Origin of the sequence: Winogradskyella sp. KYW1333 (assembly GCF_003335675.1) — a bacterium.
Taxonomy (GTDB): Bacteria; Bacteroidota; Bacteroidia; order Flavobacteriales; family Flavobacteriaceae; genus Winogradskyella.
On sequence record NZ_QPHL01000012.1, the window covers coordinates 62,220 to 77,926 of the forward strand.

The window sequence follows — 15,707 nt, forward strand, 5'->3', positions numbered from 1 at the left end:
TTTAGTTCACTATTATTTCGTCAATAAAAGTCCATGCTTTGTTTCCAGCTCCTTGTTTACCATCTGGTATTGTACCATAATTTGGAACTATAAGCTTAATTATTTTTACTTTAATATTCAAGTCTTCAGGCGTGATAAAATTATAGTCAAAATTGGTGACTACTTCCTTGCGGTTATTAATTGCTACTTTGTCTGTAACTTTTGTACCATCGTCCAAGGTGAATTCCAACATTATTTTCTTCGGCGCATAGATCCATTGCCCATTTCCATTATGGAACCGTGTCTTAATCGTATTAATTTCTTTTTCTTCAATTAAATGAATGGTTATCTCAATATCCTCTCCCCAAAATCCTAGCCATTCTTTATCGCCATAACGATTATCACTACCTGAAATACCATTAATTAGTCCTTCCCAGCCACTACCTGAATACGCCTTATGAGGTTGTTTATCTATTTTTATATTAGAACCAACAGCCTTATGAAGATTGATGTTTTGTACAAATGTTTCGCCTAATTCTTCATCGTCATTAAAAACTTGGGCTTTTACAACTGTAGATTCTGAAATTGGAATTTTTTCTGAATACATTGTAGAATTAGAGCTAGGTTCAGCACCATCTATTGTATATCTAATTGACTTTTTTTTGGACAGTGTTTTTAACTCATAAAAAGACTTGCCTTTTACTGATATCATGTTACCTTCAATTTCATATAAGTGATTGGCATAATTTATATCTAAGAAGTCCAGTCTTTCTTGAAAATATTCCACTCTAGCCACAAAACTCTCATAATTTTTGCTCTTGGAATTAGACCAAAGTACTTCGCTCATTGCAAGTATCCGTGGAAATACCATATATTCAACTTGATCTTCGGTTGGCATATATTCTGTCCAGATATTTCCTTGTGCTCCAAGGACAAATTTTGATTCCTCTACTGTTAAATCATCTGGAATGGGATTAAAACTATATACTTTTTCTAACGGTAAAAACCCACCAATAGATAGTGGTTCGTCATCATTTTCAGATTGATAATAATCAAAATAACAATGTGAAGTTGGTGTCATTACAACATTATGACCAGCCTTTGCTGCTTCAATTGCACCATTGGTTCCTCGCCATGACATTACCGTAGCATTTGGTGCCAAACCACCTTCTAATATTTCATCCCAACCAATAATTTGCCTTCCTTTTGAATTGAGATACTCCTCCACTCTGGTGATAAAATAATTTTGTAATTCGTGCTCATCTTTAAGCCCCTGATTCTTAATTCTAATCTGACACTTATTACATAATTTCCATCTGGTTTTAGGAGCTTCATCACCACCAATGTGAATATATCTACTAGGAAATAACTCTAACACCTCATCCAATACATTTTCCAAAAAATCAAAGGTTTCATCTTTTGTACAATAAATTTCTTCAAAAACACCCCATTTCTGAGCTACCTCCACTTGTTCACCTGTACATCCTAATTCTGGATAAGCAGCAATTGCTGCTTGACTATGGCCTGGCATTTCTATTTCAGGAATAATAGTCACAAATCGTTCTTGAGCATAGGCAACAATTTCTTTTACTTCTTCTTGGGTATAAAATCCTCCATATTTTTCACCATCAAATTGATGCGGTTGATCACTATAATGGCCGATTAAAGTTTGATCTCTGTATGCCGCAACTTCTTGTAATTCAGGATATTTTTTTATCTCAATTCGCCAACCCTGATCTTCAGTTAAATGCCAATGGAAGGTATTCATTTTAAGCATTGCTAAAGCATCAATATATTTCTTTATAAAATCTACAGAGAACATATGTCTTCCAACATCTAAATGCATTCCTCTGTATGGAAATTGAGGCTTATCCTTAATAGTTAGGGCCTTAATTTTAACTTCACTATTCTTAAAAGTTCCGTCTTCAAAACTTGTTGGTAAAAGTTGTCTAAAAGATTGAATAGCATAGAAAGCACCTCGATCTGTGCTTGCTTCAATCTTTATTTCGTTTTTTGAAATTTGAAGGTTGTAAGCTTCTGCCTCTAAAGTATCATTCTTAGAAAATCGAATCTCATCCCCTTTTTTCAAATTGAACCCACTACCAGATTTTATATATGATTTTAAAAAATCTGTACTGATGGAAAATTGATTGTTTGAATTAATTCCTGTATCGCTATTTAAAACGAAATAATCTTCAGAAGTCTCTATTGTATCCGGATTTGGTAATATAGATACAATTTCCTCTTCAAAATATTGATCCTTACAACTTATAATTAAAATGGATAAAATGAAAATACGAACAAAGGTCTTGAAATGCATTTTAGTATATTAGATGCATTAAATTTAGCAATCTTTTTGATGACCTTTAAACTACCCTCTGTTTTAATCGTTTTTGCTTTACTAATAAGCTGTAATACCTCAACAACAATTACCGTAGCAAAAAAAGATCAACCTCTAATCAACTATGTAAATACTTTTATTGGTACTGGTGGTCATGGTCATACATATCCTGGTGCAACATTGCCTTTTGGCATGATGCAGTTAAGCCCTGATACGCGTTTAGAAGGTTGGGATGGATGTTCTGGCTATCATTACTCGGATAGTTATATCTACGGCTTTTCCCATACACATCTGAGCGGTACAGGGATAAGCGATTATGGCGACGTACTTTTAATGCCAACAAATAAAATTCAATTTAATAATGGAGCTGATGGTAATGATGGCTATCGTGCACACTTTTCACACGATAATGAATCTGCAGAACCAGGATATTACAAGGTACATTTAGACACTACAAATATCGATGTTGAATTGACCGTATCATTACGTAGCGGCATCCATAAGTATCAATATCCCTCAAAGGATAACCAATACATCGTCCTAGATTTACAACATCGAGATAAATTGCTTGATTACAAAATTAATAAGCTAAATGATTTTGAAATAAGCGGTAACAGGCATTCATCTGCTTGGGCAAAAGACCAACGGTTATTTTATCATATTAAATTTTCACATCCAATCAAGGACATAGTTTATGACGATGGTGAAGGTCTTGCGCTTTCAAAGAATTATAAATTTAAAAGTAAAAAAGCAGTATTACTTTTAGATAATCCCAATAACGAGCCTATTTACACCAAAGTCGGGATTTCAGCTGTGGATGAAAAGGGAGCTCGCGAGAATTTGTATGCAGAAATTGGCGATAAATCTTTTGAGACCGTTAAAAAAGAAGCACAAGATTACTGGGAGTCTCAACTTTCAAAAATTGTGATTGAAAATGATAACCTTGATAGAAAATCCAATTTCTATACAGCGCTATACCACACAATGATAGCGCCTAATCGCTATCAAGATGTAGATGGCCGTTATAGAGGTATGGATTTAGATATTCATCATGCCGACTTCGATTACTATACTGTATTCTCCCTTTGGGACACCTACAGGGCAGCTCATCCTCTGTATACCATAATAGAACAAGAAAAAACCAATGACTTTATAAATACTTTTTTAGCGAAATATGATGAAGGTGGTATAATACCAATGTGGGATTTGGCAAGTAATTATACCGATTGTATGATTGGTTATCATGCTGTTCCGGTGGTTGCTGACGCCTATCTCAAAGGTATTAGAGACTATGACGCAGAAAAGGCTTTTGAAGCCATGAAACATTCGGCGACAAGAGATAAGTTTGGGTTAGAGGCTTATAAAAAATATGGTTTTATTCCTGTAGATGAAGAAAGTGAATCGGTCTCAAAAACCTTAGAATATGCCTATGATGATTGGACCATTGCACAAATGGCAAAAGCAATGGGTAAAGACGAAGATTACAAGACATACATTCAACGTGCGCAGTACTACAAAAATGTATTTGACCCTGAAAGTAAATTTATGAGAGGTCGTTTCAGAAATACTTGGTTTTCACCATTTGATCCTTATGAGGTTAACTTTAATTATACTGAAGCAAATTCATGGCAGTACAGTTTTTATGTTCCACAGGATATTTCAGGTTTTATGAATCTACTAGGAGGAAAAGACAAACTCCAAAATCAGTTAGATGAGTTGTTCAATGCTAAAACTGAAACTTCTGGTCGAGATCAATCTGATATTACAGGACTAATTGGTCAGTATGCCCATGGTAACGAACCAAGTCATCATATGGCATATCTCTATAATTTTGTAGGTCGCCCTCATAAAACCATGGAGAAAGTTCATCAAATATTAACCGAACTGTACACAAATACTCCAGATGGCATCTCCGGTAACGAAGACTGTGGACAAATGAGTGCATGGTATGTATTTTCTTCTATGGGATTTTACCCAGTAACTCCTGGAAATAATCAATATATCATTGGAACGCCCTTATTTGACAAAGCTTCAATTAATCTAGAAAACGGCAATGTGTTCACTATTAAAAGCTACGATCTAAGTGAAACTAATATTTATATTGAGTCCGTTTATTTAAATGGTAAAAAGTTGGATAGAACTTACCTTACGCATGATGAAATAATGAAGGGAGGCTCTTTAGAATTCCATATGAATGATAATCCATCCGTTTGGGGAAGCAGAGATAGCCAACGTCCAACAACTGAAATTAAGGATCATATTATTCTGCCTTCTCCATATATTGAAAAAGGCGATATTACATTTAGAGGGTCTACGGAAGTGGTCTTAAATACGTCTGAGGAGATTGCAAAAATATACTATGCTTTAAATGATGAAGACTTTAAACTTTACAAATCACCATTCACTATTTCCGAAGATACTGAAGTGAAATTGTATTCTGAAAAGGGTGCATTAAAAAGCCCTGTGTTAACCACTCCTTTTTACAAAATTGATCCTAATTTGAGCATTAAACTAGAAAGTGAGTACACCAACCAATACTCCGCAGGTGGCAATGATGCCCTAATAGATGGTATAAGAAGCACCAAGAACTATAGAACAGGAAGTTGGCAAGGCTATTGGAATACTGATGTCGTTGCTACTGTAGATTTAGGTTCAGTAAAACCAATTTATACTTTAAAAGTGAATTTTTTAAGAGATCAAGGGGCATGGATATTTTTACCAAAGGCTGTTGATATTTTTACGTCTGTTGATGGAAATAATTTTCAAAAACAGATGACTTGGAAATTTAATGCAGAAGTCAAAAACGAGACAATTGATATAGAAACAGTCCACCTTTCAAAATTAGGTGAAACAAGATTTGTAAAAATCATCGCCAAAAAACTAGGCGGTTTACCAGAGTGGCACATTGGTCATCCTATGGACGGTAAAAGCTGGATTTTCATTGATGAAATATCTATTAAGTAAAAAACAAACTAACCATGAATCAAACTAAATCTTATCAATCATCTTTTATCCTATTAACTACATTATTCTTTTTATGGGGATTTATTACAGTGCTTGTAGATTCTCTTATACCGAGATTGAGAGAGTTATTTACACTTACTTATTTTCAAGCAGGCATGGTACAGTTTGCATTTTTTGGTGCATATTTCTTACTGTCAATCCCAGCAAGTTATATACTTTCGAAAATTGGTTATAAACGAGGTATTATTCTAGGACTATTCACCATGGCATTGGGATGTTTATTATTTTATCCCGCAGCCTCATATCGTGTCTTTGGTATATTTATGCTAGCCTATTTTATTCTGGCAGGTGGAATGACAATTTTACAAGTTGCGGCTAATCCTTATGTTGCTGTTTTGGGTTCTGAAGAAGGGGCATCAAGTCGATTAAATTTATCTCAAGCTTTTAACTCCTTAGGTACTGCAATAGCACCTGCTATTGGTGCTCTATTTATTTTAAGTGACACCATAAAAACTAAAGAAGAGATTGCAACTTTATCATATTCAGCCAAAGAAACTTATTTGGCTTCAGAAGCTTCAGCCGTGCAAAATCCATTTCTTGGTTTGGCCGTATTTATATTATTTATAGCAGGTATTTTCTTTTTTGCAAAACTTCCAAAACTAATTAGTGAAACCTCAACCGGTACATACGCAGAAGCTTTCAAACAAAAAAATTTAATGCTTGGTGTATTAGGTATATTCTTTTATGTTGGCGCAGAGGTTGCCATTGGCAGTTACCTTGTTAACTACTTCTTAGATATGAATTTGGTTGAAGTTATTAAGCAAAATGGATTTATGACTTCAATTGCTGAAGGCATTCTAAATTCTGGATTAACGGAAAATGATAATAAAGCTATCGTCGGTGTATTTGTCACTTTTTATTGGTCTGGAGCCATGGTAGGAAGATTTATTGGTTCATACCTAACAAAAATTATGAACCCAGGCAAAGTGCTTGGTATTTTTGCAACAATGGCTATTGCTCTCATTATCGTCTCAATAAGTACAACTGGCATAGTTAGCATGTGGAGTATTCTAGCCGTCGGACTTTTTAATTCAATTATGTTTCCAACTATATTTACACTTGCCATTGATGGTATAGGTGAGCTCAAACCTAAAGGCTCAGGTCTTTTATGTACAGCAATAGTGGGGGGTGCAATAATTCCTCCTCTATATGGAAATTTTGTGGATAATGTAGGATTTAAAACAGCCTTGATGTTCATCATTTTATGCTATGTATATATATTATGGTATGGTTATAAAAATTCTAAAAAAACATTAATATGAATCGCAGAAAATTTATAAAAAATGCTTCATTGACAGGAGCAGGTATAGCGATAGGCTCGACTATGATTAATTGTTCTGAAGACAACGCGAAGGACAAACAAACGGCATTAAATACTAATGTAAAAGCTAAGTTACCCTTAGTTATTGCCACATGGCATGTAGAAAATGCTACAGCAAAAGCTATGGAAGTTTTAGAAGCTGGAGGCAATGCACTTGATGCCGTTGAACAAGGCTGTATGATAGAAGAGGCGAATGAAAAAGGGCAATCAGTTGGTAAAGGTGGATTACCTGATAGAGATGGACATGTCACTCTAGATGCTTGTATCATGGATAAAAATGGAAACTGTGGCGCTGTTGTTTATCTTCAAAATATTACACATGCGGTTTCAGTAGCACGAAAAGTAATGGAAGACACACCTCATGTAATGCTTGCTGGAGAAGGTGCTAAACAATTTGCCATTTCTAAAGGCTTTGAAGCTGAAGATTTGTTAACTGAAGCCTCTAAAAAGGTTTGGGAAGAATGGAAAGTAAAAAGTGAATACAAGCCAATTATAAATATTGAAAATCATGATACCATTGGCATGTTAGCATTAGATAAGAATGGAGATATATCTGGTGCTTGTACCACGAGTGGTCTTGCTTACAAAATGGCAGGACGTGTGGGAGATTCACCCATAATTGGGTCTGGTCTTTTTGTAGATAATGAAGTTGGAGGATGTGTTGCGACGGGTTTAGGTGAAGAAGTTGTAAAAACAGTGGGGAGTTTTTTAGTTGTGGAATTGATGCGCCAAGGAAAATCTCCTCAAGAGGCATGCGAAGAAGCAATAGGAAGAATTGTTAATAAGCCCAACAGCAATTACAAAGACTTTCAGGTTGGCTATATTGCCGTCAACAAAAAAGGCGAGACAGGAAGTTACTCAATCCATCAGTGGTTCAGCATGACAAGGTTTCAAGATGGTATGAATGAACAAATACAATCAAATTTTTATAATAAAGGCTAAAACCACTTAATAGTTAGCCTCGCAAGTTTTTCCTTAAAACTAGTATATGGTGGAAATAAAAATTCCGTAGCACCAAAGAAATGTTGTTTTACAATTGCGCGTTCATTACTAAAAGCCTTAAAACCAAAAAAACCATGGCTCTTACCAATACCACTGTGATTTGTTCCACCAAAAGGCAAATTATGGTTTGCATAATGTATCACATTATTATTTATGCATGTTCCTCCTGCCCTAGTATTTTTGATTACCTTATTTACAAAATATTTATTCTTACTGTATACATACAATGCTAGTGGACGCTCTTTGGAATTTATATAATCAATTGCATCATCAAGAGTATTGTATGAAACTATGGGCAGAATAGGCCCAAATATTTCTTCCTTAAGCAAAGAAACATTTTTATCTAGATCAGTAATAATTGTTGGAGCTATAAACTTGCTGTCTTCATTATGTTGACCACCAGTAATAATTTTTGCATTTAATGATTCGGCATTTTCTAAATGAGAGACTAATCGCTTAAAATGCTCAGGTGTTACAATTCTCGCATAAGAATTTGATGCTTTTGGCTCCTTAGAATAAAAATGCTCAATCCACCTTATACAAGAATTTATAAACTCATCCTTTACGCTTTCATCGATTAACACATAATCTGGTGAGACACAAATTTGTCCTGCATTTAAAAACTTACCCCAAATAACCTTTTTAGCTGCTTGTTTAATATTTACAGATTTATCTATAATTGTTGGAGACTTTCCTCCTAACTCCAAAGTAACCGAAGCAAGATGTTTGGCGGCAGCTGTCATCACAATTTTACCAACATTGGGAGAACCCGTAAAGTATATGTGATTAAATGGTAACTTCAAAAGCTCTGTAGATGTTTCAACCTCTCCTTCGACTAAAGCAACTTCTTCTTCATCAAATATATCTTTTATGATGGTAGCCATTAAAGCAGAGGAGTTTGGTGTCATCTCTGAAGGTTTTATTATAGCAGTATTACCAGCTGCAATTGCAGAGATCAAAGGTCCAAAGGTTAGGTTAAAGGGAAAATTCCAAGGAGAGACTATTAGACAAACACCCTTAGGTTCATATATGTAATACGAACTAGAACCCAACATGGACAGCGGTGTTTTAACCTTTTGCTTTCGTATCCATTTATGCAAATTCTTCTTGATATATTTAATATCTCCAATAATTTGATAGACTTCCGATAGTTCAGATTCTACCTTTGGTTTCCCCAAATCTTTGAATAATACATTATTAATTTGTTCTCGATAAGTGAATTCTATAGCTCGTTGAAGTGCATTTAACTTGTTAATTCTCTGATTATAAGTAGTTTGTGCAACCTTGTATTGATTTTCCTTTTGCCTTGAAAAGAGCTTAAAGTATGGGTTTTCAGATATTTGCGTCATTTTCTATCCTTATGTTTATTGGGATTGAAGCTAAATTAGTGTATTTCATCGATGTTTTTGTAAATCTTTTGCATTTCAACCAGAAATCCGTTTTAATTAACCCCAAACCCAATGTTTTTAATGGGTTGCAGACCGATTTTGTGTATTTCATCGATGTTTTTTACAATCGCTTACCGGTTATCTAATTATCGTCTTGATTCATCCAAAATTTTAAGTTAAGCCTATCATATGACGTTAATTTGTATCGAAGTTAATAGTAAAAATAACTTCAACCACTTATGAAAAAAGGTTTAGTATTAACATTATTTTTAACAATGTCTTTAGCGAGTTTCGCTCAGCAGGCTAATGTTGTTAATAACGAGACTGAACTTGTCGAAAATGTAACTGTTGAACAGGCAGTTGCTAAAAAGACTGTTATTTCTGCTAAGGCGAAGGCTAAGTTTTTAAAAATCAATCGTAAGAAAAATGTTGAAATCATAAGTATCAAAGCTTACAGAAAAAGCCTTCAGATTAAAACTAAAACAGTTAAACTTTGCTAAGAGTTCATTATAGATAGATAAAAAGCTGAAACAAATTGTTTCGGCTTTTTTTATTTTAAATGATATTTCAAAATTCTAGGTTTAAAAACATCATCAAATTGCCAATTTTATTATTTGAACATCTATAATTAAACCTTAACTTTTTTGTAGTTTTATAGACTTCAAAATATAAGTAGATGTCAGATCAAAAACGACTTTTTTTAGTAGATGCATATGCACTTATTTTCAGAGGTTACTACGCCTTTATAAAGAACCCAAGAATAAATTCCAAAGGAGAAGATACTTCTGCTATTATGGGTTTTATGAATTCCCTATTAGATGTAATTAAAAGAGAGCGCCCAGATCATCTAGCTGTTTGTTTTGATAAAGGTGGCAGTGTCGACCGCGTTGAAATGTACGAAGCATATAAGGCAAATCGTGATGAAACTCCTGAGGGCATTAAAACAGCTGTGCCACATATTCATGAAATTTTGAAAGCCATGCATATTCCAATTATGGTAAAGGAAGGGTTTGAAGCCGATGATGTTATAGGAACACTCTCTAGACAAGCAGAAAAGGAAGGATATAAGGTATTTATGGTAACGCCAGATAAAGATTTTGCTCAGCTCGTTACAGACAATATTTTTATGTATCGACCAGTTTTTGGTGGAGGATATGAGACTTGGGGAATTCCAGAGGTGCTAAAAAAATTCGAGGTTGAAACCCCAGAGCAGGTCATCGATTTTCTTGGTATGATGGGTGATGCAAGTGATAATATACCAGGCTTACCAGGTGTAGGTGAAAAAACTGCTAAAAAATTTATCAATCAGTTCGGAAGTATGGAAGGCCTCTTGGCCAATACTGATAAGTTAAAAGGCAAAATGAAGGAAAAGGTGGAGGCCAATGCAGACCTTGGGAAACTCTCAAAAGAACTAGCAAGAATAATGCTTGATGTCCCTGTAGTATTCGATGCTAAGGATTTTGAGCTAGATCATCCAGATATTGACAAGGTCAAAGAAATATTCCAAAATCTTGAGTTTAGAAGACTTACCGATAATTTCTTAAAGACCTTTAGTACAGAATACTCAACAGATACACAAAAACAACATATTAGTAAAACTACTGAACTTAAGTCTACTCCAAAGGAGCAAAAATCTGCTGGTGCTGGACAGTTTTCGTTATTTGGAGGAGAAAGTACGACTGATGAAACTAAAACGAATGATTTCACACGCAATACTGCTGAAACCACTTCTCATTTTTACCAAAGTGTGGGTCCTGGCATGGCAACGAAATTGTTTGTGAAAAACTTATTGAATCAATCTTCTGTATGCTTTGATACGGAAACCACAGGTCTAAATCCCTTAACAGCTGAATTGGTAGGCATAGCATTTTCTTGGGAAGCTAGTAAAGGTTTTTATGTTCCATTCCCAGAAGACAAGAATGAAGCTCACTCATTAATTGAAGAACTAAGGCCATTCTTTGAAAATGAAACTATTGAAAAAATTGGCCAGAATTTAAAGTATGATATAAAGGTATTAGCCAAATACAATATTGAAGTAAAGGGTAAATTGTTTGATACTATGTTAGCGCATTATTTAATAAATCCAGATATGCGACATAATATGGATGTGTTGGCTGAGACCTATCTCAACTATACACCTATTTCAATTACAGATTTAATTGGTAAAAAGGGGAAGAACCAGTTATCTATGCGAGATGTTCCTCTAGAAAAACAAACTGAATATGCTGTTGAAGATGCTGATATAACATTGCAATTGAAAGAGCATTTTCAAAAAGAATTGGGTGAGGCCAATACCCAAAAACTATTTGACGAAATTGAGATTCCATTGTTAAGAGTTTTAGCTAATATGGAATTAGAAGGTATAAATCTTGATATTGATTTTTTAAACTCGTTAGCTGAAGAATTAAATAATGATATAGCAAGTCTTGAAAAGAAAATATATAATGCTGCTGGTGAAGAATTCAATATTGCATCACCTAAACAACTGGGTGTAATTCTCTTTGAAAAAATGAAATTGGTTGACAAGCCTAAAAAAACTAAAACAGGTCAATATTCAACTGCTGAGGATGTATTGGGTTATCTAGCTAAAGATCATGAAATAGTAAAACATATTCTAGATTATAGAGGGCTTTCAAAACTCAAAAGCACCTATATAGATGCCCTACCTCAACAAGTTGAAGAACATACAGGTCACGTACATACATATTATATGCAAACTGTTGCCGCAACTGGTCGCTTAAGCAGCAACAATCCAAATCTTCAAAATATACCAATACGAACTGAGCGTGGTCGTCAAGTGAGAAAAGCATTTATACCTAGAAATGAACACTACACTTTGTTAGCTGCCGATTACTCTCAAATAGAATTAAGAATAATTGCAGCCTTAAGTGAAGAAGAAACTATGATTGAAGCCTTTAAAAATGGCGAAGATATTCACGCATCTACAGCCTCAAAAGTATTCAATGTGCCTTTAACAGAAGTTACTAGAGAACAACGTAGTAATGCCAAAACAGTAAACTTTGGTATTATTTATGGCGTTTCAGCCTTTGGACTAAGTAACCAAACTAATCTAACTAGAAGTGAGTCCAAGGAATTGATTGATACTTACTATGCGACCTATCCAAAACTTAGAGATTATATCCAAGACCAAGTTGATTTTGCCAGAGATAATGGTTATGTACAAACTGTACTAGGAAGACGTCGTTATTTAAAAGATATTAATTCTCGTAATGCAGTCGTAAGAGGTGCTGCAGAACGAAATGCTGTTAACGCACCTATTCAGGGTAGTGCTGCCGATATTATTAAGATTGCCATGATTAGAATTCATGAGAAATTACAAGCAGGGAATTTTAAAAGTAAAATGTTACTTCAAGTGCATGATGAATTGGTGTTTGATATCTACAAACCAGAACTAGAAGAAATGAAAGCTCTGATTAAATCTGAAATGGAAAGTGCATACAAACTTGAAGTTCCACTTGATGTAGAACTAGATATTGGAGATAATTGGCTTGAGGCCCATTAATTTTCTTAACTAAAATAATATTGTAATCAAATAATACGAATGAGCATTATTTCTAAGGACATATCTAAAGCTATTGAACTATTAAATAATGATGAGTTGGTGGCAATACCAACAGAAACTGTTTATGGTCTTGCAGGAAATATCTTTTCAGAGAATGCGGTTAAGTCAATTTTCAAAACCAAAAAACGTCCAAGCTTTAACCCTTTAATTGTACATATTGCATCAAAAAATAGACTTTCTAATATTGTTAGTTATATTCCAATCAAGGCACAATTATTAGCAGATGCTTTCTGGCCAGGACCAATAACATTGGTTTTACCAAAAAAAGAAATTATCCCAGATTTAATAACTTCAGGAAAACCGACAGTTGCTGTGCGTGTACCAAACCACCCTATAACGCTTCAACTTCTTAATCAATTGGAGTTTCCATTAGCTGCACCGAGTGCCAACCCTTTTAGCAATATTAGTCCTACAAAACCTGAGCATGTTGAAAACTATTTTAAACATGACATTAAAATGGTATTAGATGGAGGTCCTTGTAAAAGAGGTATAGAATCTACAATTATAGGTTTTGAAAAAGATGAACCCATCATTTATAGACTTGGATCTACTCCTATTGAAGAGATAGAACGTGTGATAGGTAAAATTTCAATAAAAAACAAGGAAGAAATTAGTCCTAAAGCACCAGGTATGTTAGAACGCCATTATGCACCTAAGACCAAAACTATCCTTACAGACGATTTAACCAAAAGCATTAAATTTCACTCAGATAAACGCATTGGATTATTAATCTTTAATGATATTCTTAATGATGATAATATTCAATTTAAGGTTGTTCTGTCTGAAGGGAGTAACCTATACGAGGCCGCTTCAAAATTATATGATGCCTTGCATCAGTTAGATGAGCAAGAGTTAGACATCATAATTGCAGAGAAACTCCCAAATTATGGATTAGGAAAGTCAATTAATGACAGGTTATCTAGAGCAACTAAATGCTAACGAATCTCATATTTTATCTTAACACTAATCATTAACTTATAGAATTGATTAACCCTTCCGATTGGGAATTATAACAAATATAAAGGCCTAATTTTCAATTAAAAAAAACCTGCTAGGAGGTTTGGTAATCCAATAGTTTATCGTAAATTTGCAAACTCTTTTTTAGAGAGAAATGTATAATCAATTGTGCAAAAAGCACAGTTATAAATCAAATTAGTGTGGATACATTAAGCTACAAAACAGTTTCCGCTAACAAAGCTACCGTTAATAAGGAGTGGGTCTTGGTTGATGCTGAAGGACAAACTTTAGGTCGCTTAGCTTCAAAAGTAGCAATACTTTTAAGAGGTAAGCACAAACCTAATTTTACGCCACACGTTGATTGCGGTGATAACGTAATTGTTATAAACGCAGAGAAAATCAACTTAACTGGTAATAAATGGACGGAGAAAAGTTATATCCGTCACACAGGTTATCCAGGTGGTCAAAGAAGCCTGACAGCTACTGAGATGTTTGAAAAAGACCCAACCAGATTGGTAGAAAAGTCAGTAAAAGGAATGTTGCCTAAAAACAAATTAGGAGCGCAATTATTCCGTAACCTATCAGTTGTTGCTGGTACAGAGCACGATCATGAAGCTCAAAAGCCAAAAGCAATTAATTTAAAAGAATTTAACTAATGGAAGTAATTCACAAAATTGGCCGTAGAAAGACGGCTGTTGCCCGTGTATATGTTGCCAAAGGAAAAGGTAACATTACGGTGAACAAAAAAGACATGGCGGATTATTTTACAACTGCACCTTTGCAGTATAAAGTAAACCAACCTTTAGTCATGACTAACAATGATGGCAACTTTGATATTACTGTTAACGTATACGGAGGTGGTATCACCGGCCAGGCGGAAGCTATACGTTTAGCATTATCTCGTGCAATGTGCGAACTTGATGCTGAAAACAGAGCAATATTAAAGCCAGAAGGTCTATTAACTAGAGATCCAAGAATGGTAGAGCGTAAGAAATTCGGTCAGAAGAAAGCGCGTAAGAAATTCCAGTTCTCGAAACGTTAATATCCAACAACATTTAATTCAGAATCTGACAAGTCAGATTCTGAATTACTTTATTTTATTGAAATCGCCGTATAGTGCGGCAAAATTTAAACCAGTTATTGTTGTCCACAATGGAAACATTGGGATTTAGTTTAGCATCTAAATGGTTAAGGCAAGCAAAAGCAACCACTTAATCATTGCTAATTCAACAGAACGTAAACTATTACAAAAATGGAAAAAGTAGAAGTAAAAGAACTCTTAGAAGCAGGTGTACACTTCGGACACCTTACACGTAAGTGGGACCCAAACATGGCTCCTTACATTTATATGGAGCGTAACGGTATCCATATTATTAACCTTTACAAAACAGCAGCTAAAATTGAAGAAACTTGTGCAGCATTACGTAAAATTGCGGTGTCAGGAAAGAAAATTTTGTTTGTTGCAACTAAAAAACAAGCGAAAGACATCGTTGCTGAAAAGGCAGGTGCTGTAAACCAACCTTATATTACCGAGCGTTGGCCAGGTGGAATGCTAACAAATTTTGTGACTATCAGAAAAGCTGTTAAGAAAATGGCTTCTATCGATAGAATGAAAAAAGACGGAACTTTCAATTCTTTATCTAAAAAAGAGCGTTTACAAGTTGACCGTCAACGTGCTAAATTAGAAAAGAATCTAGGTTCAATTTCTGATATGACTCGTTTACCAGGCGCATTATTTGTAGTGGATATTAAGCGAGAGCATATTGCGATAAAAGAAGCTCAGAAATTAAATATTCCAATCTTTGCAATGGTAGATACAAACTCTGACCCTCGTCAAGTAGATTATCTAATCCCTGCAAATGATGATGCTTCAAAATCGATTAACAAAGTACTTTCTATTGTAGCTTCAGCTATTGAAGACGGATTAAACGAGAGAAAAGCTGAACGTGCAGAAAAAGAAGATAAGGCACAAAAGCAAGATGCTAAACCAGCTCCAGTTGAGGCAAAAGCTGAAACTGTAGAAGCAAGTAAAGAAGAAGAATAAATAGATTTTTAGAATACATGAAAAAAGTCGTTTAGTTCTTTTCTTTTAGAAATAAATTAATCGACTTT

11 protein-coding genes are annotated in these 15,707 nt (G+C 34.6%); 9 read left to right on the forward strand and 2 right to left on the reverse strand.

Features of this window, described 5'->3' with window-relative positions; all coding sequences use genetic code 11:
- Window position 1: 1 nt before the first annotated feature.
- Entirely contained in the window at window positions 2–2,299 is a 2,298-nt protein-coding gene (locus tag DUZ96_RS02770) for a beta-N-acetylhexosaminidase (RefSeq protein WP_114300318.1), read from the reverse strand.
- Here DUZ96_RS02770 and DUZ96_RS02775 point away from each other — a divergent pair.
- Genes DUZ96_RS02775 through DUZ96_RS02785 form a run of 3 tightly spaced genes read left to right on the forward strand, consistent with a single transcriptional unit; the run spans window position 2,294 to window position 7,607 of the window.
- On the forward strand, window positions 2,294–5,284 hold the full coding sequence (locus DUZ96_RS02775) for a GH92 family glycosyl hydrolase (protein WP_258774298.1): 2,991 nt from the start codon (window positions 2,294–2,296) through the stop codon (window positions 5,282–5,284). The two genes, DUZ96_RS02770 and DUZ96_RS02775, sit on opposite strands and share 6 nt — an antisense overlap.
- A gap of 14 nt (window positions 5,285–5,298) precedes the next feature.
- Complete coding sequence (locus DUZ96_RS02780) at window positions 5,299–6,606, forward strand: sugar MFS transporter (RefSeq protein WP_114300322.1); 1,308 nt, start codon at window positions 5,299–5,301, stop codon at window positions 6,604–6,606.
- Window positions 6,603–7,607 (forward strand): isoaspartyl peptidase/L-asparaginase family protein, encoded by a 1,005-nt coding sequence (locus tag DUZ96_RS02785; RefSeq protein WP_114300324.1) that lies wholly within the window; start codon window positions 6,603–6,605, stop codon window positions 7,605–7,607. Before DUZ96_RS02780 ends, DUZ96_RS02785 begins: the two co-directional genes overlap by 4 nt.
- Here DUZ96_RS02785 and DUZ96_RS02790 read toward each other — a convergent pair.
- Complete coding sequence (locus DUZ96_RS02790) at window positions 7,604–9,016, reverse strand: aldehyde dehydrogenase family protein (RefSeq protein ID WP_114300326.1); 1,413 nt, start codon at window positions 9,014–9,016, stop codon at window positions 7,604–7,606. The genes DUZ96_RS02785 and DUZ96_RS02790 overlap by 4 nt on opposite strands.
- A gap of 278 nt (window positions 9,017–9,294) precedes the next feature.
- Between DUZ96_RS02790 and DUZ96_RS02795 the strand changes: the two genes are divergently transcribed.
- From DUZ96_RS02795 to rpsB, 6 genes are all read left to right on the forward strand, one after another.
- The gene (locus DUZ96_RS02795; protein WP_147267046.1) at window positions 9,295–9,555 is read left to right on the forward strand and encodes a hypothetical protein; all 261 of its coding nucleotides are present in this window, start codon (window positions 9,295–9,297) and stop codon (window positions 9,553–9,555) included.
- A 176-nt stretch (window positions 9,556–9,731) separates the two neighbouring features.
- Complete coding sequence (gene polA, locus DUZ96_RS02800; protein ID WP_114300330.1) at window positions 9,732–12,578, forward strand: DNA polymerase I; 2,847 nt, start codon at window positions 9,732–9,734, stop codon at window positions 12,576–12,578.
- 39 nt (window positions 12,579–12,617) lie between these two features.
- Window positions 12,618–13,577, forward strand: coding sequence for an L-threonylcarbamoyladenylate synthase (locus DUZ96_RS02805; protein WP_114300332.1), 960 nt, complete (start codon window positions 12,618–12,620; stop codon window positions 13,575–13,577).
- Window positions 13,578–13,795: 218 nt separating this feature from the next.
- On the forward strand, window positions 13,796–14,251 hold the full coding sequence (rplM, locus tag DUZ96_RS02810) for a 50S ribosomal protein L13 (RefSeq protein ID WP_114300334.1): 456 nt from the start codon (window positions 13,796–13,798) through the stop codon (window positions 14,249–14,251).
- Complete coding sequence (gene rpsI / locus DUZ96_RS02815; RefSeq protein WP_114300336.1) at window positions 14,251–14,637, forward strand: 30S ribosomal protein S9; 387 nt, start codon at window positions 14,251–14,253, stop codon at window positions 14,635–14,637. Before rplM ends, rpsI begins: the two co-directional genes overlap by 1 nt.
- Before the next feature lie 210 nt (window positions 14,638–14,847).
- On the forward strand, window positions 14,848–15,639 hold the full coding sequence (rpsB, locus tag DUZ96_RS02820; RefSeq protein ID WP_114300338.1) for a 30S ribosomal protein S2: 792 nt from the start codon (window positions 14,848–14,850) through the stop codon (window positions 15,637–15,639).
- The last annotated feature ends 68 nt before the right edge of the window (window positions 15,640–15,707 follow it).

Coding starts and splice junctions, on each gene's coding strand:
- DUZ96_RS02790 (WP_114300326.1), bottom strand. CDS start 9,016: ATGACGCAAATATCTGAAAACCCATACTTTAAGCTCTTTTCAAGGCAA.
- polA (WP_114300330.1), top strand. CDS start 9,732: ATGTCAGATCAAAAACGACTTTTTTTAGTAGATGCATATGCACTTATT.
- rpsB (WP_114300338.1), top strand. CDS start 14,848: ATGGAAAAAGTAGAAGTAAAAGAACTCTTAGAAGCAGGTGTACACTTC.
- DUZ96_RS02770 (WP_114300318.1), bottom strand. CDS start 2,299: ATGCATTTCAAGACCTTTGTTCGTATTTTCATTTTATCCATTTTAATT.
- DUZ96_RS02805 (WP_114300332.1), top strand. CDS start 12,618: ATGAGCATTATTTCTAAGGACATATCTAAAGCTATTGAACTATTAAAT.
- DUZ96_RS02785 (WP_114300324.1), top strand. CDS start 6,603: ATGAATCGCAGAAAATTTATAAAAAATGCTTCATTGACAGGAGCAGGT.
- DUZ96_RS02775 (WP_258774298.1), top strand. CDS start 2,294: ATGCATTTTAGTATATTAGATGCATTAAATTTAGCAATCTTTTTGATG.
- DUZ96_RS02780 (WP_114300322.1), top strand. CDS start 5,299: ATGAATCAAACTAAATCTTATCAATCATCTTTTATCCTATTAACTACA.
- rpsI (WP_114300336.1), top strand. CDS start 14,251: ATGGAAGTAATTCACAAAATTGGCCGTAGAAAGACGGCTGTTGCCCGT.
- DUZ96_RS02795 (WP_147267046.1), top strand. CDS start 9,295: ATGAAAAAAGGTTTAGTATTAACATTATTTTTAACAATGTCTTTAGCG.